This window comes from Actinomadura sp. 7K507 (assembly GCF_004348425.1).
Taxonomy (GTDB): Bacteria; Actinomycetota; Actinomycetes; order Streptosporangiales; family Streptosporangiaceae; genus Spirillospora.
On sequence record NZ_SMKK01000197.1, the window covers coordinates 1 to 18598 of the forward strand.

The window sequence follows — 18598 nt, forward strand, 5'->3', positions numbered from 1 at the left end:
CCCGGATTCCCCGCCGCCGTGGTCGAGTGGCTCGCCTCGCGCCGCTCCGACGGCGTCACCGGCCGGGTGTTCCTGACCTCCGGCAAGCGCCTGTCGGTGGCCGAAGGCTGGGAGCACGGCACCCCGGCCACGCCGAGCGAGGACCTCACCGAGCTCGACGCGACGCTTCGCGGCCTCCTCGCGACGGCTCGGCCCAACGCCGGCATGCTGGGCTGAGCCGATGCCCGACCGCACTTCGGTGGGCGCCCGCTCGGCGCCCCGCATCACCGGCGAGCCCGAGCCGGTCCCGCGCCCGACGCCCGAGACGCGGCCCTACTGGGAGGCGACCCGGCGCCGTGAACTGGTCCGCCACCGCTGCGACGGCTGCGGCGCCGGTTCGCAGCACCCCCGGGCGGTCTGCGCCTGCGGCTCGACGGCCCTGACCTGGACTCCCTGCACCGGACGCGGCCGGCTGTTCTCCTACGTCCTGGTGCACCGCCCCGAGCCGGTCTTCGCCTCCGAGGCCCCGTTCGTCCTGGCCATCGTGGAGCTGGAGGAAGGCGTCCGGATGACCACCCGCATCGTGGACGTGGCCGCCGACCCGGCCGCTCTCCCCCTCGACATGGACGTCGAGCTCCGCTGGCTGGAGCGCGGGGACGTGAACCTCCCGGTGTTCGCACCGGCCGGGCCGAAGGGAGCGTGATGGACGCGATCATCATCGGTGCGGCGGAGACCGGCGTGCTCGGCCGCAATCCGGACCAGTCGGTGCTGGGGCTGAACGTCGAGGGCGGTCTGCGGGCGCTCGCCGACGCCGGGCTGGAGCCGGGCCAGATCGACGGCGTCGCGGGGGCCTACTCCCCCCACGGCGTCGCCCACGCGCTCGGGATCACGCCCCGCTGGGTCGACTCCACCAACGTCGGCGGCTGCTCCTTCCTGATGCACGTCCGCCACGCCGCGGCGGCGATAGCCGCGGGACACGCCACCCGGGTGCTGGTCACCCACGGCGAGTCCGGCCGGTCGCGCATCGGCACCGTGCCGCGGCCCCGGGACCCGCAATCGTGGACCGGCCAGTTCGAGGAGCCGTACGGCGCCAGGCCGCCGTACACCCGTTTCACCCTCCCCGCCCTGCGCTACCTCCACGACAGCAATCTCGACGAGACCGCCCTGGCGCAGGTCGTCGTCGCGCAGCGCCGCTGGTCCTCCCTGGTACCGCGGGCCGGGCGGCGTGACCTGATGACGGCCGGCGAGGTGCTGGCGGCACCGGCCCTCGCGTGGCCGTTCACCGTCCCGATGGTCTGCATGCTGACCGACGGCGGCGGCGGACTTGTCGTCACCGCGTCCCGGCACGCCACGGCGGAGCAGCTCCGGCGGTCGGTGAAGGTCCTCGGCACCGGCGAGGGCTCCGACCCCCTCCTGGTGGCCCAGATCCCCGACCCGGCCGGCGGCTCCGCGGCCCGGCGCGCCGCCGACGACGCCTTCGCGGAGGCCCGGATCGGACGCCGGGAGATCGACCACGTCATGGTCTACGACGCCTTCGCGCACCTTCCGCTGATCGGGCTGGAGTGCCTCGGGCTGGCGCCCCGGGGCGCGGCGGCCGAGCTGGTCGCCTCCGGCGAGACCTCCCCGGGCGGGTCCCTTCCGCTCAACACCAACGGAGGCGGCCTGGCCTACACCCACACCGGGATGTACGGCATGTTCGCCATCCAGGAGGCCGTCCGGCAGTTGCGCCGCGAGGCCGCGGCCCAGGTGCCCGGCGTGAGCACGAGCGCCGTCCTCGGATACGGCGGGATGTTCACCGCGTCGTCCGTCCTCATCCTCGTGCGAGACTGAGACCAGGAGATCCATGGTGCGCAGCTTCTTCGAGTACGCCGACGACGACCCGGCCCGGATCGCCATCGTCCACACCGACGGTCAGCAGATCACCTACGGCGAACTGCGGGACGACGCCAACCGGATCGGCAACTTCCTCTGGGACCGCGGACTCGCCCCCGGAGACACCCTCGCGTGCCTCCTGCCGAACTCCTACCAGCTGATGGCGGTGGTCCGTGGCGCGACGCAGCTCCCGCTCTACCTCACCCCCGTCAACTGGCACCTGACGGCGCCGGAGATCGCCTACGTCCTGGGCGACTCCGGGGCGAAGGTCCTCTTCACCGCCGCTCCCTTCGTCGAGCTCGCCGAGAGCGCCGCCGCCGGGGCCGGGCTGCCGCCCGAGGCGGTCGTCGTCCTCGCGGTAGAGCCGGAGGGCGGCGCGTCGCGGCTGACCGGCCCCGTCGCCGCAGCGTCCGCGGCGCTCCCCCGCGACCGGGAGGCCGGCAACCGCATGCTCTACACGTCCGGCACGACCGGCCGTCCCAAGGGCGTGCGGCGCCCGCTGCGCGGGATCAGCCCGGCCGAGGCCGCCGGCGCGGCCCTGGCGCGGGCCCGCCGCTACGGCGCGGACCATGAGGACGGCGTGTTCCTCGGGCTGGCCCCGATGTACCACGCCTCACCGCTCGCCTACGCCGACCAGGCGCTCGACGTCGGGCACCGGGTGGTGCTGCTCGACCGGTGGAACCGCGAGCGGGTGCTGGAGGCGATCGCCGAGCACGGCGTGACGTGGCTCTACCTCGTCCCGCTGATGATGCAGGAGCTCGTCGCCCTGAGCGAGGACGAGCGCGCCGCGCACCAGGTGGGGAGCATCCGGTCCATCGTGCACACCGCCGCGCCGTGCCCCCCGCACGTCAAGCAGGCCATGATCGACTGGCTCGGTCCGGTGCTGGTCGAGATCTACGGCGGCACCGAGGGGTCGGCCACGGTGATCACGTCGGAGGAATGGCTCACGCACGTCGGCAGCGTCGGACGCCCGCTGCCCCACGTGAGCCTGCGGATCCTGGACGAGGACCGCAACGAGGTGCCGGCCGGCCAGGTCGGGACCGTGTACTTCAAGAACGAGGATTTCGCGTTCGTCTACCTCGGCGATCCCGAGAAGACGGCCGCGTCGCGCCTGGACGGGCACGTCACGCTCGGCGACCTCGGCCGGCTCGACGAGGACGGCTACCTCTACCTCTCGGACCGGTCGGTCGACCTGATCATCAGCGGGGGCGTGAACATCTATCCCGCGGAGATCGAGCACGCGCTGCTGGAACTCGCGGGGGTGGGCGACGCGTGCGTCGTCGGCCGGCCGGACGAGAAGTGGGGCGAGAGCGTGCACGCGGTCGTGGTCGTCGACCGCCCTGGGACCCGCGACGAGGTCGCGGCGTCGCTGGACGCCGAGCTCCGCACCCGCATCGCCGGCTACAAGATCCCGCGCAGCTGGGCGTTCACGGAGGCGCTTCCGCGGTCGGCGGCGGGAAAACTGCTGCGCCGCGAGGTACGGGAGAGCGCCGCGGCACCGCCGCGGTGACCGGTGACCCCGGCCCCCACCTGGCGAGGACTCGTCTTGTGGCACCGGCCAAGACGGCACTAGATTTCATTCAGTAAAGGTCGATTCGACTGGATCGAATGATCGCGAGGAAAGGTACCCGTGCGCGCACTGGTCTGGGACGGAACAGGTCTCCACGTCGACTCGACCATCGAGGTCCGCCCGCCGGGCCCGGGTGAGGTCGCCGTAGACATCGCCATGGCCGGCCTGTGCCACAGCGACGTCAGCCCGATGGAGGGCCGCATCCCCCAGCCCACACCGGCCATCCTCGGCCACGAGGCCGTCGGTACGGTCGCCGCGGTGGGCCCCGGCGCCGACGTGCCCGTGGGACAGCGGGTCGTGTTCACCGTTCTGCGCCGGTGCGGCGAGTGCCGCCACTGCCGCGAGGACCGCCCGAACCTCTGTTCCGCTTCCAGCAGGCCTGTCACCGACCCGTTCACCCGCGACGGAGAGGTCGTGCACCAGTTCGTCCGCCTGGGCGCCTTCGCCGAGCGGATCGTGGTGGCCCAGGAGCAGGTCATCCCGGTGCCGGCGGAGATCCCCGACCCGGTCGCCGCCATGCTCGGGTGCGCCACGGTCACCGCGTTCGGTGCGGTGGAGGACCGGGCCCGGCTCCGGGCCGGCGAGTCCGTGCTCGTGACCGGCGCCGGCGGGATCGGCTTGAACACGGTCCTCGCCGCCAGGGCCGCCGGCGCGGAGCGGATCGTGGTGGTCGACCGCAACCCTGCGAAGGAGCGGATCGCCCGCACGTGCGGCGCGTCCGACTTCGTCACCACGAGCGACCCGGCGCTGATCGCCCCGGCCGTGCGGGACCTGGTGCCCGACGGCGTGGACGCCGCGTTCGAGTGCACGGGCCATACCGGACTCCTCAACGCCGCGATCAAGTCCCTCGCCGGGGGCGGACGGGCCGTCGCGCTCGGGCTGCCACCGACCGGCGGAACTCTCGACCTCGAGGTGCGCGACCTGTTCCACGACAAGTCCCTGCTCGGCTGCCGCATGGGCTCGGTCGACCCGCACCGCAAGCTTCCCGACCTCGCCGGGCGCGTACTTCGCGGGGAACTCGACCTGGCGCCGCTCGTGTCCGCGGTCGTGCCCATGGAGGGCGCGGCGCAGCTCGTCGCCGACCTCCGCGACGGCCGCATCGACCGCGGCTTCATCCGATTCGGGAGCGACTCATGACCACGACCGCCCACCACCACTCGATCGCCGGCGACACGCTGAGCGGCGGCACGACGTACAACGTCACCGACCCCTACACCGAGCAGGTCATCGCCGTGGTCGCCGACGGCGACCGCACCGCGGCCGATGCCGCCGTGGACGCCGCCGCCACGGCCCGCGACGCCTGGGCGGCGACCCCGGTCGAGACCCGCCGCCGTGTGATCGGCCGCGCCGGCGAGCTGCTCGAGGGCCGCCGCGACGAGCTCGTCGACCTCGCCGTCGCCGACACCGGCGCCCGCCTGGCCGTCGCCGAGCAGACCCAGGTCGACGCGGCGCTGGCCCGGCTCCGGCACTGGTCCACCCGGCCGGCGGGCCTGCTCACCGTCCCGGCGGAACCGGTGGCGGCCGGCCTCGCGGGAACGGTCACGCGCACGCCGGTCGGCGTGGTCGGCTGCATCAGCCCCTACAACTTCCCACTGCTCGCGATGGTCGCGAAGGTCGCGCCCGCCCTGTTCGCCGGCAACACCGTGGTGATGAAGCCTGCCCCGCAGGACCCGCTGCTCGTCATCGCGCTCACCGAGGCGCTCGGCGAGGCCCTGCGGGCGGAAGGCGCGCCGGCGGGTGCGGTCAACCTCGTGACGGGCGCCGGCGCCGAGCCCGGTGCCGCGCTGGTCGACCACCCCGAGGTCGGTGCGATCAGCTTCACCGGCAGCACGGCGGTCGGCACCGAGATCTACCGGTCCGCGGCGCCCACCATGAAACGGCTCCTCCTCGAACTCGGCGGCAAGGGCGCGCTCATCGTGCGCGCCGACGCGGACCTCGACGCCGTCGTCGCGGGGGCGACACGGGCGTGGACGGTCCATTCCGGGCAGATCTGCGTGACGCCCTCCCGCGTCATCGTCGACGCCTCGGTGCACGACGAGCTCGTCGGGCGGCTGCGCGCCGCGCTGGGCGGCCTCGTCCACGGCGACCCGCGGAACCCCGCGACGACCACCGTCCCGCTGATCAGTGCGGTCCAGCGTGACCGCGTCGCCGAGCTGGTGGCCGGTGCCCGCGCTGAGGGCGGGACGGTGCACACCGCGGCGGACGTCCCGGATCACGGCTACTTCCACCCCGCCACCCTCGTCACGGGCGTCGGCCCGGAGACGACGGTCATGCAGGAGGAGGCGTTCGGCCCGGTCGTCTGCGTGACTCCGGTGTCCTCGGACGACGAAGCGGTCGCCGTCGCCAACTCGACGCGCTACGGGCTGACCGATCAGGTCTACTCGCGCGACCTCGACGCGGCGCACCGCGTAGCCGCCCGGCTGGCCGCCGCACAAGTCGGCATCAACACCTGTGCCCGACGAGCAGACCTCCCTTTCGGCGGCACCAAGGCCAGCGGCCTCGGGCGCAGCGGCGGCGCCTATGCCCTCGACTCCTACACCGAACTCCGCGCCACGGTGCATCCAGCCGCCTGACGGCTTGCCGGTGCGCCGATGGGCGGGGGGCAGCAGGCGTCGCCGCGATGATCCGCAGCGCCGGCACCGTCCGCCGCCCTGGCGACGGCCCCAGTGTCTGTGCCGTCACGCCCGTACCGTTCCATCCGGTCCGCACGCCAGGTTCGCGGGGTTCGCCTCGAACGCCTCGGCCGCCCGGCCGTGTCAGCGCCACCACGGCGGCCCCGATCAGCAACGAGCCGCCGACCGCGTCCGAGCGCAGCACGGCGACCATCCGCGCGAAGGCAGACATCAACAAGACTCCAGGAAGGTACGAAAACGCCCGGCATGACCGGGCCCGGCCCGTCGGCAGGCCCCTCGAAGGACCTCAGGCGTCCGGGGGCGGGCAGATGCCGTTGATCGCACCCCACGAGCTGACGTAGCCGTTCGTACCGATCGGACGCTGCTCCAGCGGCCGCAACACCGCGGGCGCGACGAACCTTCCGGCCGGGACGCGAGTACAGGAGCTGGAACGGTTCATCCGGCGCCCCCTTCTCGCTGTTCCGGCCTGTGCTGATGATTTCAGCCCTATCCGGACACACTCAGTCGGGGACGCCTGCGGCGAGCATGGGGGTGAGGGTGAGGCCGGGGTGTTCGCGTTGGATGGCGCGTAGGCGCCACTTGTCGACGAAGACCGCGATGAGCGAGCCGTCCAGGGCGCGGGAAAGGACTTCCATGCCGCGGCGGCCGCCCAGGGTCTGGGCGGATTCCTTGTCGGTGATGCGGGCGGTGGAGTAGTCCAGGCGGGTGAGGTCGACCGGTGCGCCGAACTCGTCGGCCATCCGGGCGGTGACGACGTCGAACTGCAGCGGCCCGACGGCGGCCAGCACCGGTGCCTGGTCGCCGCGCAGGTCGCTGCGCAGGACCTGCACGACGCCCTCGCTGTCGAGCTGGTCGATGCCGCGGCGGAACTGCTTGGCGCGGCTGTTGTCGGTGGCCCGCACCACCATGAAGTGCTCGGGGGCGAACGCCGGGATCGGCGGGAAGGTCACCGGGGTCCTGGTGTAGAGGGTGTCGCCGACGGTCAGGCCGGAGGCGTTCGGCAGCCCGATCACGTCTCCTGGGTAGGCGGCGTCGAGGGTGGAGCGGTCGCGTCCGAAGACGGTCTGGGCGTACTTGGTCGCCAGCGGGCGGCCGGTCGGTGCGTGGGTCAGCGACATCCCGCGCTCGAACCGGCCCGAGCAGACGCGGATGAAGGCCAGCCGGTCGCGGTGCGCCCGGTCCATGCCGGCCTGCACCTTGAACACCTGCCCGGAGAACGGCGCCGTGACCGGACGGTCCGTGCCGGCGGTGTCGGCGCGTGCCGATGGGGCGGGGGCCAGCCGGCACACCGTGTCCAGCAGCGCTTCCACCCCGAAGTTGGGCAGCGCGGCGCCGAACAGCACGGGGGTGCAGGTTCCGGCGGCGAAGGCGTCCATGTCCAGGGCGGCGCCGATCTCGTCCAGCAGCGCGAGTTCTTCGACGGCGGTCTCCCACGCCTGGCCTTCCTCGCGCGCGGCCTGCCCGGCGGGGACGTGCTCGGCGATCGCGCGGGTGGCGCCGCCGGGCGTGCGGCGGAACCGGGTGAACGATCCCGCGGCGCGGTCGATCAGCCCGCGAAAGTCCCCGGCGATGCCGACCGGCCAGTTCAGCGGGGCCGGGCGCAGGCCGATGCGCTGCTCGACCTCGTCCAGCAGCTCCAAGGGTTCGCGGCCCGGCCGGTCCCACTTGTTCACGAACGTGATGACCGGGATGCCGCGGTGGCGGCACACGTCGAACAGCTTCAGCGTCTGTGCCTCCAGGCCTTTGGCCGAGTCCAGCAGCATGATCGCGCCGTCCACGGCGGCCAGCACCCGGTAGGTGTCCTCGGAGAAGTCCGCGTGACCCGGGGTGTCCAGCAGGTTCAGCAGCGCGTCGCCGTACTCGAACCGCAGCACCGAAGAGGTGATGGAGATCCCGCGGGAGCGCTCCATGTCCATCCAGTCCGACCGCACCCCGCGCCGCCCGGACTTGCCATGCACCGCCCCCGCCTGCTCGATCGCCGCCGCGTGCAGGGCAAGGGACTCGGTCAGCGTCGACTTGCCCGCGTCCGGGTGACTGATCACCGCGAACGTCCGCCGCCGCGCCGCCTCGGCCGCCACGTCCCGCGATGTGTCCGTCCCGCCGCTCATCGCCGCTCCCTCTCGCTCTCCTGGACGAACTCGCCGCCCCCGCCAGACCTCCCGCCGCCCCATAGCCATGGCCCCACCAGCGCGGCCTCAGCGGACCGAGCGGCTCACACACCACGACCAACACCGCCGGCGTCCGCCAGTCCATGGCGCAAAGGACCCACCGGAGAACAAGGACGCCACCAAGGTCCCCGCGGACGCGATCATGGCACAGACGCGGAGCCCGGCCCTATCCGCAGATGAAGATCGCCGCCCGGGGTGAGGAGCGGGGAAGCAAGCGCTCACGCGACCACGGCGGCGAGCGAAAGCAACGCGCCCACTCTACTCTCTCGTAAGACTAAGGACGGCCTGGACCGGACTCTCCGCACGCTCCGGCCCACCCGGACCGACGCACCCCGGTACCGGCGGCACCGCGCCGTCCGACCGTCCCACGAGGCGGATGGTGGCAAGCTTGACCGACGATATGGATCATCCGTCACCGGCGAGGCAGGCCGGTGGCGTCAGGAGGAACCCGATGGACGGCAGGCACATGCAGATCGGCGAGGTCGCCGACCGAACGGGCCTGAGCCTGCGCACCATCCGCCACTACGAAGAGGTCGGCCTCGCCCTCCCCACCGCCCGCTCCCAAGGCGGCTTCCGCCTCTACACCGACGACGACGTCACCCGCCTGCTCGTCATCAAGCGCATGAAGCCGCTCGACTTCACCCTCGAAGAGATGCGCGACCTGCTGGCCATCCTCGATCAGCTCCAGTCCCCCGACACCGGCGCCGCCGCCCGCACCGACCTCGCCAAACGCCTGGCCGTCTACCGGTCCCTCGTCGAGGAACGGTGCGCGAAGATCCGCGCCCGCCTGTCGGACGCCGAGCAGTTCTCCGCCGAACTCTCAGCAGAGCTGCGCAAACACCACCCGGCAGGCTGAGATACCCGGCCGCCAGGCCAGGTACGACGGCACGGCACGTATCCCGGAATTCAACCGACAGAGTTGGACGTGGTGTCGAACTCGGCTCTGACCATGTCCGACAGGCGTTGCGCGGTGGCGAAGTCGGGGGTGAGGCGGTTCTTGGCGACCGCGAACGATGTTCCCGTGGCGGGGTCGGCGTAGGCGTAGCCGCCCCCGCCGCCGGGCCAGCCGAACGTGGTCGGCGCCTCGTCCGCCGGGGCGCCGACGCGGCCGAGCGGGTAGCCCATGGCCAGCCGTGCGGGGTTGCCGAAGACTTGGTCGGTTCCCTCGAAGGCGACCGCGGACAGCTCCGCCAGCTGGTCCGCGGCGATCAGCCGTCCGTCGACGATCGCCGCGTACACGGTCGCCATCCCCCGTGCGGTGAAGGTGCCCACTGACGGGACGTCGGCCTGGAGGAAGTCAGGGTCGTTGCCCATCGACGCCCGGGGTCGCCGCTCCCACGGCGCCAGGATGCGGTCGCGTTCGTCCTGTTCGTCCTGTTCGTCCGGGTGCGGCTCGGCGTCCTCCAGCCGGGCGATCCGGGCGAGGCCGGCCGGGGGCACGCCGAAGTACAGCTCACCGTCGATCCCGAGGGGCGCGGCGACCCAGTCGTGCAGGAGCCGCCGCACCGGCTGCCCGGTGACCCGGCGCGCGATCTCACCGATCAGGAAGCCGAAGGTGAAGGAGTGGTAGCCGGTCCGGGTGCCGGGTGGCCACCGCGGTTCCGCCCCGGCGATCGCCGCGCAGACGCGTGGCCAGTCGGCCAGGTCGCCGGGGCCGAGTCCGCCGGGCATCGCGGGCACTCCCACCGTGTGCGTGAGCACCTGCCGCAGGGTCGCGGTCTCCTTGCCGTGCACCCCGAACTCCGGCCACACCTCCGCCACCGGCGTGTCGTAGCCGACCAGGCCGTTCCTGACGAGCAGGTGGGCGATCAGCGCGGCCGCGCCCTTGGCGGTGGAGAAGCCGAAGAACAAGGTCTGCGAGGTCACCGGCCGTCCGGTCGTACCGTCGGCAACGCCGGCGGCGGCGTCGACGACCCGACGGCCCCGGTGGTGGACGGCGACCTGCAGGCCGGTCTCGGCCCCGGTGGCGACCAGTTCGTCCAGGACGTCCTGGACCCGGCGCTGGAAGGTCATCACAGCTCACCCCGCAGCCATGGCTCCGGCGGTGATTTCCAGGTCGCGGAAATCGTGGCCGATCCCGGTGCCGTACAACGCGATCCACCTCTCCAACCGGTCGGCCGGGTCCTCACCGCGCCGGACGAACGGGCCGACCACGTCGTACAGCACGAGGCCGTCGTCGTAGTCGGCGGCCGCGGTTGCGGCGTCCCGGCGGCCGAGCGCCAGGGTGCGCTCTCCCTCCACGATGCCATCGAGTACGTCCGCCGACGGGTCGATCGGGGAGGTCCGTCAGAAGTTTGCTCTCCTCGTTACGTGCAGAAGAACGCGCCGGTGTCAGCGCCGGCCGGTCTGCTTCGTGAGCGATGCCATTGGCGAAGGGCCCCGACCTGGAGTGGTGGGGGCCCGTCGCGCGCGGGTTCGTCAGGCGGTGCCTCCGCCGTCGATGACCAGGTCGTGGCCCACGGCGAATCCGGCCTCGGCGGAGGCCAGCCACAGCACGGTGCCGGCGACCTCGTCGAGCGAGCCGACCCGGCCGCACGGGATGGCCGGGGCAAGGCGGGTGTCGCGCTCCTCGCGGGTCTCGCCGGGCAGGGACGACATGGGGGCGTCGACCGCGCCGGGGCTGACGGCGTTGATGCGGACGCCGTCGGCGATGTGGTCGCGGGCGGCGGCGCGGGTCAGAAAGCTGACGGCGGCCTTGGACGTGGCGTAGGAAGTCAGCCCCGGGAGGCGGACGTGGGCTCCGATGGAGGACGAGGTGTTGACGATCGCCCCGCCGCCGTTGCCGCGCATGTGCCGGATCTCGTGCTTCATCGCGAGGAAGACGCCGGTCACGTTGACGTCGAGGACGTCGCGCCAGGTGTCGGTGTCGAGGTCGGCGAACTGGGCGGCCTGACCGAACACGCCCGCGTTGTTGTGGGCGATGTGCAGGCCGCCGAAGCGCTCGACGGTGGTCGCGACCATGCGCGCGACGTCGTCCTCGCTCGTGACGTCGGCGGTGACGAAGTCCGCGTTCCCGCCGGCCTCTTCGATGGTCTTGACGGTCCGGACGAGTTCGTCGGCGGTGCGGCCGGCGACCATGACGGCGGCGCCTTCGCGGGCGAAGGCGTGCGCGGTGGCCCGGCCGATGCCGCTGCCGCCGCCGGTGACGAGGGCTACCTTGCCGTCGAAACGGGTACTCACGGGTGTTCTCCTTGGGTGTTCGTGCGGTTGTGCGGCCGCAGCAGGGCTGCCGCGGCCGCGGAGGTGAGGACGAAGGTGAGCGCCGCGGCGCCGAGGGCGAAGCCGTAGCCGTCCGGGCGTCCCGTGGCCAGCGTCACCAGGACGGCGAGACCGATGGTCGGCCCCACCTCCATGGCCGTGTTGGCCACACCGCCGGCGAGGCCGGCCTGCGCGTCGGGCACACCGCTGACGACCGTGACGGTGGCCGCGGCGAACGTCAGCCCGATGCCCAGCGGCATGATCAGCAGCCCGAGGGGCAGGGCGGCGTCGAGCCGGGCGACGAGCGCCAGCCCGATGCCCGCGGCGAACAGCCCTGTGATCAGCACGTTCCTGGGACCGAAGCGGTTGATGAGCCGCCCCGCCGCCGCGCCCGTGGCCATGAGCACCACGCTGAAGGGCAGGAAGACGGCCGAGGTGAGCAACGGGCTGAGCCCGCGGTCCTGCTGGAAGTGCAGGGAGAGGAAGAAGAAGCCGGACGCCATGCCCGCCGAACCCAGTACGATCGCGGCGGTCCCGACGGCGCGCGGCCGGGAGGCGAAGAGGGACAGCGGTACCAGGGGTTCGGACGTCCGGGCTTCAACGGCCACGAAGGCGAGCAGCAGCAGGCCACCGATGATCGTGGCGGCGGCGGGCCCGTCCAGCAGCCCGTAGCTCAGGGCGGACATCCCCGCCGTGGCCAGGACCGCGCCGGCGACGTCCAGGCGTGCCTCGGATCTGGACCCGTCCGCCGGGATCAGCCGGAGGGCCGCTGCGAACGCGGCCAGCGAAGCCGCCACCAGGAGGACGAACGCCCAGCGCCACAAGCCCCACTGCGCGAACAGCCCCGAGAGCAGCGTGCCCACGGTGGCTCCGATCCCGGACAGCCCGCCCCATGCCGCGATCGCACGGGTGTGGCTCGCCGGATCAGGAAAGACCGTGCGCAGCAACGCCATCGCGGCCGGAGCCGTCAGGGCGGCACCCGCGCCCTGGGCGAACCGGGCGGCCAGCAGGAGCTCGAAGGTGCCGGCCGGCGCCGCGCCCGCTGACGCCGCCGCGAACACGGCCAGGCCTATGAGGAACAGCCGGCGCCGTCCGTACAGATCCGCCAACCGCCCGCCGAGCAGCAGCAGACCGCTGAACGACAGCCCGTACCCACTGGCGACCAGGGCCAGTTCGCCGTGGGTCAGGGAGAGTTCCTCCTGCACCGCGGGCAGGGCCACGTTGAGCACCGTGATTCCGCTGATCAGCATGGCTTGGACGGCGCCCAGGAGGGCGAACGCCGGGCCCGTGCGTCGGGAGACGACCGGCTGCGATATCACCACGCCTCTTTTCTAGAACGTACGGTCAAATATTTGGGCGCGCGAAAGCCCGGGGCGCCCGCAGGTACCCCGGACTACGACAGGACGGAAAGGGCCTGCGCGGCCGCGTCACGCAGGCGGACCGGATCATCCGAGCTTTTACCGATCACACGCAGACCCTGCATCATCGTGAGCAGGAAACGGGCCAGCGCCCGGGGATCCTTGTCCGCGCCGAGCTCGTCCTGAGCCCGCGCCCGGGTCAGCGCCGACGCCAGGGCGGTCTCGATCATGTCCCAGTTCGCCTCGACGCGCCGAGCCAGCGTCCGGTCGTGCGGCGCCAGCTCCACCGCGGTGTTCACCACCAGGCAGCCGCGATGCCTGGTGTCCTGCGCGGCCTCCTCGGCGTACCGCTCGACCAGGGCGCGCACCGCGGGCAGCGCTGGGCCGGGCTGGGAGAGCAGGCCGATGATGTCGATGCCGTTCTCCACGTACCGGTCGTACGCCTTCAGGTACAGCTCCCGCTTCCCGCCGAACGTCGCGTAGACGCTGGCCCGCGCGATACCGAGGCGCTCGACCAGGTCGGCCATGGACGTCGCCTCGTAGCCCTTCTCCCAGAAGAGCTCCATCGCCTGCTGCAACACCGCGTCCGGGTCGAACTCCTTGGTCCGTGCCATGCCAGGAGCGTACACCTATTTGGAACGATCAGTCCAGTATCGTTCTGGTTGGGCGTCCACCCCTGAACCGTCCGTGCCGCTGCGAGCCGGGTGTCGTCGAGGGTTACGGGGTGAGGTCGGTCAGGGCCGCCGCTACGCGGGCGGCGGTTTCGCGGAGCCAGATGTGGGCCGCGTCCTGGGTGTGGACGGGGTGCCACCACAGGGCCTCTTGGACGGGCACGGCCTCGAACGGGCAGGGCAGGACGCGCACGTTGGCGATCGGGGTCATCATCTGGGCGAGGCGGCGCTGGATGAGCGCGACGCGGCGGGTTCCGGCGACGAGGCTGGGAAGCAGTTGGAAGCTCTGCACCGAGACCTCGACGTGGGGTTCCAGGCCGAGCAGGGAGAGCTGGCGCGCGGCGGGGGCGTCGTAGGGGCGCTGGTAGACGACCCACGGCAGGCGGGCCAGATCGTCCATGGTGATGCGGCCGTCCACCTCGGGGTGGTCGTCGGCCACGTCTGGATGGTCGTCGGCCACGTCTGGATGGTCGTCGGCCACGTCTGGATGGTCGTCGGCCACGTCTGGATGGTCGTCGGCCACGATGCAGACCCATTCGTCGCGGTACAACTCGACCGTGGGGAAGCCGCTGACGATGCCGTGCGGCATGAGCAGGCCGTCGACGGCGCTCAGCGCCGCGCCGGTGTCGTCGGTTATCTCCGGGCCGACCTGCTGGAACGTCAGGCGGGTGCCCGGCGCCTCGGCGTGCAGGGCACGGGCGAGGTCAGCGCCGAAGACCGCGATCGCGTAGTCGGACGCGATGATCGTGAACTCGCGCTGCCCGGTGGCGGGGTCGAAGTCGGCGCGACTGGTGAAGAGCCGTTCCAGGAGGGCGCAGGCGGTTTCGGCGGGGGCCTGGAGGGCGGCGCCGAGCGGGGTGAGCTCGTAGGCGTTGCCGGTTCGGACGAGGAGGTCGTCCGAGAAGTGGCGGCGCAGGCGGGCGAGAGCCGCGCTGGTCGCGGGCTGGCTCAGGCCGATCCGGTGGCCGGCCCGGGTGACGTTGCGTTCCTTCAGCAGGGCGTCCAGGGCGACCAGCAGGTTGAGGTCGAGGCTCGCCAGGTTCACGCGTCATCCATGGGATCGATGAGTGGCATTTGAGGAATCTATTTCCCAGATCAGGCCGGATGGGCTCAAGGTTAGGGCAGATACCGAGAGGACATCCCCGTGGACCTACCTTCGCCGCCGGCCGTTCCCTTCGCGGTCGGCGCCTTCTCCGGCGCCGGGCCGGTCTTTCCCGGCCTCGTCAAGGACGGCCGGGTCCTTGATCTGCGCACCGTCCCTGGGGTGCGGGCCGAAACGACCCGGGCGCTGCTGGAACGCTGGGACGACGTCCTGCCTCTGCTGCACGACGCCACCGGCGAGTGGCTGGAGCCGGACGGACTCCAGGTGCACGCTCCGGTCGAGCCGCGGCAGATCCTCCAGTCGGGCGCCAACTACCGCACGCACGTGATCGACCTGGCGGTGGCGCACGAGCCGGCGGGCGGGCGCCCCGCCGAGCAGGTCAGGGACGAGACGGCGGCGATGATGGACCGCCGCGCCGCCGAAGATCAGCCGTACCTGTTCATCGGGCTTCCGTCGTCCGTCAGCGGGCCCTATGACGATGTCGTGCTGCCGGAGTGGTGCGAGAAGCCCGACTGGGAGCTGGAGCTGGCGGCGGTGATCGGGCGCCCGGCGTTCCGCGTCCCAAGGGAGCGGGCGCTGGAGCACGTCGCCGCCTACACGATCGCCAACGACCTGACGGCGCGCGAGGCGGTGTTCCGCCGGGACATGCCCGAGATCGGCACCGACTGGCTGCGCGCCAAGAACGCGCCGACGTTCACGCCGCTCGGCCCCTACCTGGTGCCGGCCGCGTTCGTGGGCGACCCCGGCGATCTGCGGGTGACGCTGCGGCTGAACGGCGAGGTCATGCAGGACGAGTCCACCAAGGACATGATCTTCGACGTGGCGCGGCTGGTGTCGCACGCGTCGCGGACCGTCCGGCTGCTGCCCGGCGACCTGGTGCTGACCGGCAGCCCGGCCGGCAACGGGCTGCACTGGGGGCGGCTGCTGCGGCCCGGCGACGTCATGGAGGGCTCGATCACGGGCCTGGGCGTCCAGCGCAACCTTTGTGCGGCGGAGGACGCCTGATGCCGGACCGCACCGATCCCGAAGGCGCCATCGCCGAGGCCGCCGGCCGGTGCTCCAACTGGGGGCGCTGGGGGGACGACGACGTCCTCGGCACCGTGAACTTCATCGACGAGGCCAAGCGGCGCGAGGGCGCGGCCCTGATCCGGCGCGGCGTCTCGTTCTCGCTGGCGCAGCGGTTCGACATGGACGGGCCGCAGAAGGGGTGGCGGCGCCGCACCAACCCCGTCCACACCATGCTCGACACGGGCGCGGACGCGGCGCTCGGCGGGCAGGGGTTCCCGCACGGCTTCGGCGGCGCCGACGACGTCATCGCGATGCCGCTGCAATGCTCCACCCAGTGGGACGGCCTGGGCCACATCTTCGACCACGCCAAGGCGTGGAACGGCCGCGCGGCGGAGAAGGTCGTCACGTCCGAGGGCGACCTGGTCACCGGCATCGAGCACATGGCCCCGCACATCGCGGGACGCGGAGTCCTGCTGGACGTGGGCCGCGTCGTCGGGGACGGCGGCGAACTCCCCGACGGCTTCGCCATCACCGAGGAGCACCTGCAAGCCGCCATCGAGGCGCACGGCGTCACGGTCGGGCGCGGCGACATCGTGTGCGTGCGGACAGGGCAGCTCTCGCGCGTGCGCCGGGACGGCTGGGGCGAGTACGCGGGCGGCCCGGCGCCAGGGCTGTCGTTCACCACCGCCGGATGGCTGCACCGCACCGAGATCGCCGCCATCGCCACCGACACGTGGGGTTTCGAGGTGCGGCCCAACGAGTTCGACGCGGCGTTCCAGCCGCTGCACCAGGTCGTCATCCCCCACATCGGGCTGCTCGTCGGCGAGATGTGGGACCTGGACGCCCTGGCCGCCCACTGCGCCGGCGACGGCGTCCACGAGTTCTGGCTCACCGCCGCGCCGCTGCCGGTCACCGGCGCGGTCGGATCCCCCGTCAACCCCATCGCGGTCAAGTGAGGTCGGCATGGCAGCAGTAGGCAACGTCCTGATCGTGGGCGGCGGCACGGCGGGGTCGGCGCTGGCCGTCCTGCTCGCCCGCGGCGGCGTCACGGTCGACATCGTCGAGATCGCCCGCGAGCCCGTAGGGTCCGGCTCCGGGATCACGTTGCAGGGCAACGCGCTGCGGGTACTGCGCGACCTCGGCGTCTGGGACCGGGTCAGCGCCTCCGGGTACGGGTTCGACACGCTCGGGCTGCGGGCGCCGGACGGGTCGCTGATCGCCGAGATCCCCGACGCGCGGACCGGCGGGCCCGACCTGCCCGCCACGCTCGGGATGAACCGTCCCGAACTGGCCGCGATCCTGGCGGACGCGGTCCGGGACGCGGGGGCGCGCACCCGCTACGCGACCACCGTGAGCGCCCTGGCCGACCACGGCTCCTCGGTCACCGCGCACCTTTCGGACGGGACGTCGTCCGAGTACGACCTCGTCGTGGGCGCCGACGGCGTCCGTTCCGCGGTGCGGGGCATGCTCGGCATCGACACCGCTCCGAAGCCCACCGGGATGGGCATATGGCGGATCCACACCCGCCGCCCCAAGGACGTCGAACGCACCGACCTGATCTACGGCGGGCCGTGCTTCATCGCCGGGTACTGCCCCACCGGGCCGTCCACCATGTACGCGTACCTGGTCGAGAACGCGCGCCCCCGCGAGTCGATCGAGGACGCGGACAAGCCGTCCCACATGCGGGCCCTCGCCGAAGGCTACGGCGGGGCGTGGGACGAGATCCGCGCCGGCATCACCGACCCGGACCGCATCAACTACACCTGGTTCGAGTCGCTGCTCGTCGACCGTCCCTGGAACCGGGGGCGCGTCGTGCTCATCGGCGACGCGGCGCACGCCTGCCCGCCCACCCTCGCGCAGGGCGCGGCGCAGTGCCTGGAGGACGCGTCGGTCCTCGCGGAGCTGCTGCTGGCGGCCGACCACCTCGACGGGCCCGTGTCCGACCAGCCCGTGTCCGGCCAGCCCGTGTTCGAGGCGTTCATGGACCGGCGGTTCGAGCGGGCCAAGGCGGTGGTCGAGGCGTCCGTGCAGCTCGGCGAGTGGCAGCTCGACCCGTCCCCCGACGCCGACGTCCCCGGCCTCATGGGACGCATCGCGGCCCTCGTGACGGAGCGCCCGTGAAGACCGTCGACGCGCACGCGCACGTCCTGCTCCCGCAGGTCGAGGAGGCCGTCGCGGGCAAGCCGGGGCATGCCGGGCACCGCGATCTGGACGCGCGCCGCAACGGCCCCGCCTCCCTGGAGGCCGGCGGACGGATGATCGGCGAGCGGATCGCCCGCCTGACGCGGGTGGACGCGCGGCTGGCCGACATGGACGCCGCCGGAGTGGACGTGCAGATCGTCAGCCCGTCCCCGTCGCACTACCACTACTGGGCCGGCCCCGACCTGGCCCGGACCGTGTTCCGGCTGGCGAACGACGGCGTCGCCGCGCACTGCGCCGAAGCCCCCGCAAGGCTCCATGGTCTCGGGCTCGTCCCGCTGCAGCATCCGGACCTGGCCGTCGAGGCGCTGCGCCACGCCCTCGGCCTCGGGCTGCGCGGGGTGGAGATCTCCTCCCACGCCCCCGGACGGGAGCTGTCCGACCCCGGCCTGGAGCCGTTCTGGACGGAGGCCGAGGCGTCCGGCGCGGTCGTGTTCCTGCACCCGTTCGGCTGCACGCTGGACGAGCGGCTCGATCGCTTCTACCTGTCCAACATCGTCGGGCAGCCGGTGGAGAACGCGGTAGCCCTGTCCCATCTGATCTTCTCGGGCGTCCTGGACCGCCATCCCGGGCTGCGCCTCCTGGCCGCGCACGGCGGCGGCTACCTGCCCACCCACCTCGGACGCTCCGACCACGGCTGGCAGACGCGTCCCGAGGCTCGCGCCTGCGCCGAACCGCCCAGCGCCTACCTGCGGCGCATCTGGTTCGACTCGCTCGTCTACGAGCCGGGCGCGCTGCTCGCGCTCATCGGCGCGGTGGGCGCGTCCCAGGTCGTCATGGGGTCGGACCACCCGTTCGACATGGGCGTCCCCGACCCCCTGGACCGCCTGCGCGCCGCCC

Annotated in this window: 18 protein-coding genes and 1 pseudogene; 11 read left to right on the plus strand and 8 right to left on the minus strand. The window is 72.7% G+C overall.

All coding sequences use genetic code 11. The features are described from left to right. The 6 genes and pseudogenes from E1285_RS45880 to E1285_RS33415 form a co-directional block, all read left to right on the plus strand. Positions 1 to 216, plus strand: a pseudogene (locus E1285_RS45880) (short-chain dehydrogenase); the annotation flags it as partial. Between the two features lie 4 nt (positions 217 to 220). Next, the gene (locus E1285_RS33395; protein ID WP_132158575.1) at positions 221 to 682 is read left to right on the plus strand and encodes an OB-fold domain-containing protein; all 462 of its coding nucleotides are present in this window, start codon (positions 221 to 223) and stop codon (positions 680 to 682) included. Beyond that, positions 682 to 1809 (plus strand): thiolase, encoded by a 1128-nt coding sequence (locus E1285_RS33400; RefSeq protein ID WP_132158576.1) that lies wholly within the window; start codon positions 682 to 684, stop codon positions 1807 to 1809. Before E1285_RS33395 ends, E1285_RS33400 begins: the two co-directional genes overlap by 1 nt. 13 nt (positions 1810 to 1822) lie before the next feature. Continuing rightward, positions 1823 to 3361: an AMP-binding protein gene (locus tag E1285_RS33405; protein WP_132158577.1), complete on the plus strand. Its 1539-nt coding sequence runs from the start codon at positions 1823 to 1825 to the stop codon at positions 3359 to 3361. 120 nt (positions 3362 to 3481) lie between these two features. Next, entirely contained in the window at positions 3482 to 4558 is a 1077-nt protein-coding gene (locus E1285_RS33410) for an alcohol dehydrogenase catalytic domain-containing protein (protein ID WP_132158578.1), read from the plus strand. Beyond that, the gene (locus tag E1285_RS33415) at positions 4555 to 5994 is read left to right on the plus strand and encodes an aldehyde dehydrogenase family protein (protein ID WP_132158579.1); all 1440 of its coding nucleotides are present in this window, start codon (positions 4555 to 4557) and stop codon (positions 5992 to 5994) included. The genes E1285_RS33410 and E1285_RS33415 overlap by 4 nt, the downstream gene beginning before the upstream one ends. Positions 5995 to 6340: 346 nt before the next feature. On the opposite strand, the gene E1285_RS45885 is transcribed toward E1285_RS33415, so the two are convergent. Both E1285_RS45885 and E1285_RS33420 read right to left on the minus strand, forming a co-directional pair. Beyond that, positions 6341 to 6493, minus strand: a complete 153-nt coding sequence (locus E1285_RS45885; protein WP_165966860.1) for a hypothetical protein — start codon at positions 6491 to 6493, stop codon at positions 6341 to 6343. Positions 6494 to 6554: 61 nt separating this feature from the next. Continuing rightward, positions 6555 to 8162, minus strand: coding sequence for a peptide chain release factor 3 (locus tag E1285_RS33420; protein ID WP_132158580.1), 1608 nt, complete (start codon positions 8160 to 8162; stop codon positions 6555 to 6557). 511 nt (positions 8163 to 8673) lie between these two features. Here E1285_RS33420 and E1285_RS33425 point away from each other — a divergent pair. Beyond that, positions 8674 to 9078 (plus strand): MerR family transcriptional regulator, encoded by a 405-nt coding sequence (locus tag E1285_RS33425; protein WP_132158581.1) that lies wholly within the window; start codon positions 8674 to 8676, stop codon positions 9076 to 9078. Between the two features lie 50 nt (positions 9079 to 9128). On the opposite strand, the gene E1285_RS33430 is transcribed toward E1285_RS33425, so the two are convergent. The 6 genes from E1285_RS33430 to E1285_RS33455 all read right to left on the minus strand — a co-directional run bounded on the left by E1285_RS33430 (position 9129) and on the right by E1285_RS33455 (position 14494). Further along, a complete protein-coding gene (locus E1285_RS33430; protein ID WP_132158582.1) occupies positions 9129 to 10235 on the minus strand; it encodes a serine hydrolase domain-containing protein in 1107 nt (368 codons plus the stop codon). A 6-nt stretch (positions 10236 to 10241) separates the two neighbouring features. Next, a complete protein-coding gene (locus E1285_RS33435; RefSeq protein WP_132158583.1) occupies positions 10242 to 10463 on the minus strand; it encodes a hypothetical protein in 222 nt (73 codons plus the stop codon). Between the two features lie 177 nt (positions 10464 to 10640). Next, positions 10641 to 11402 carry a glucose 1-dehydrogenase gene (locus E1285_RS33440; protein WP_132158584.1) on the minus strand — a complete coding sequence of 254 codons (762 nt, stop codon included), beginning with the start codon at positions 11400 to 11402 and terminating at the stop codon, positions 10641 to 10643. After that, positions 11399 to 12742, minus strand: a complete 1344-nt coding sequence (locus E1285_RS33445) for an MFS transporter (protein ID WP_243723223.1) — start codon at positions 12740 to 12742, stop codon at positions 11399 to 11401. The genes E1285_RS33440 and E1285_RS33445 overlap by 4 nt, the downstream gene beginning before the upstream one ends. Before the next feature lie 71 nt (positions 12743 to 12813). Then, the gene (locus E1285_RS33450; protein ID WP_132158585.1) at positions 12814 to 13392 is read right to left on the minus strand and encodes a TetR/AcrR family transcriptional regulator; all 579 of its coding nucleotides are present in this window, start codon (positions 13390 to 13392) and stop codon (positions 12814 to 12816) included. 103 nt (positions 13393 to 13495) lie between these two features. Then, entirely contained in the window at positions 13496 to 14494 is a 999-nt protein-coding gene (locus E1285_RS33455) for a LysR family transcriptional regulator (RefSeq protein WP_132158586.1), read from the minus strand. Between the two features lie 99 nt (positions 14495 to 14593). Here E1285_RS33455 and E1285_RS33460 point away from each other — a divergent pair, with 99 nt between their 5' ends. The 4 genes from E1285_RS33460 to E1285_RS33475 form a co-directional block, all read left to right on the plus strand. After that, entirely contained in the window at positions 14594 to 15556 is a 963-nt protein-coding gene (locus tag E1285_RS33460; protein WP_132158587.1) for a fumarylacetoacetate hydrolase family protein, read from the plus strand. Continuing rightward, entirely contained in the window at positions 15556 to 16515 is a 960-nt protein-coding gene (locus E1285_RS33465) for a cyclase family protein (RefSeq protein WP_207946999.1), read from the plus strand. Before E1285_RS33460 ends, E1285_RS33465 begins: the two co-directional genes overlap by 1 nt. A gap of 7 nt (positions 16516 to 16522) precedes the next feature. After that, positions 16523 to 17680 carry an FAD-dependent oxidoreductase gene (locus tag E1285_RS33470; RefSeq protein ID WP_132158588.1) on the plus strand — a complete coding sequence of 386 codons (1158 nt, stop codon included), beginning with the start codon at positions 16523 to 16525 and terminating at the stop codon, positions 17678 to 17680. Then, the coding region (locus E1285_RS33475; RefSeq protein WP_132158589.1) for an amidohydrolase family protein at positions 17677 to 18598 on the plus strand (922 nt) is incomplete at its 3' end. The genes E1285_RS33470 and E1285_RS33475, both read left to right, overlap by 4 nt.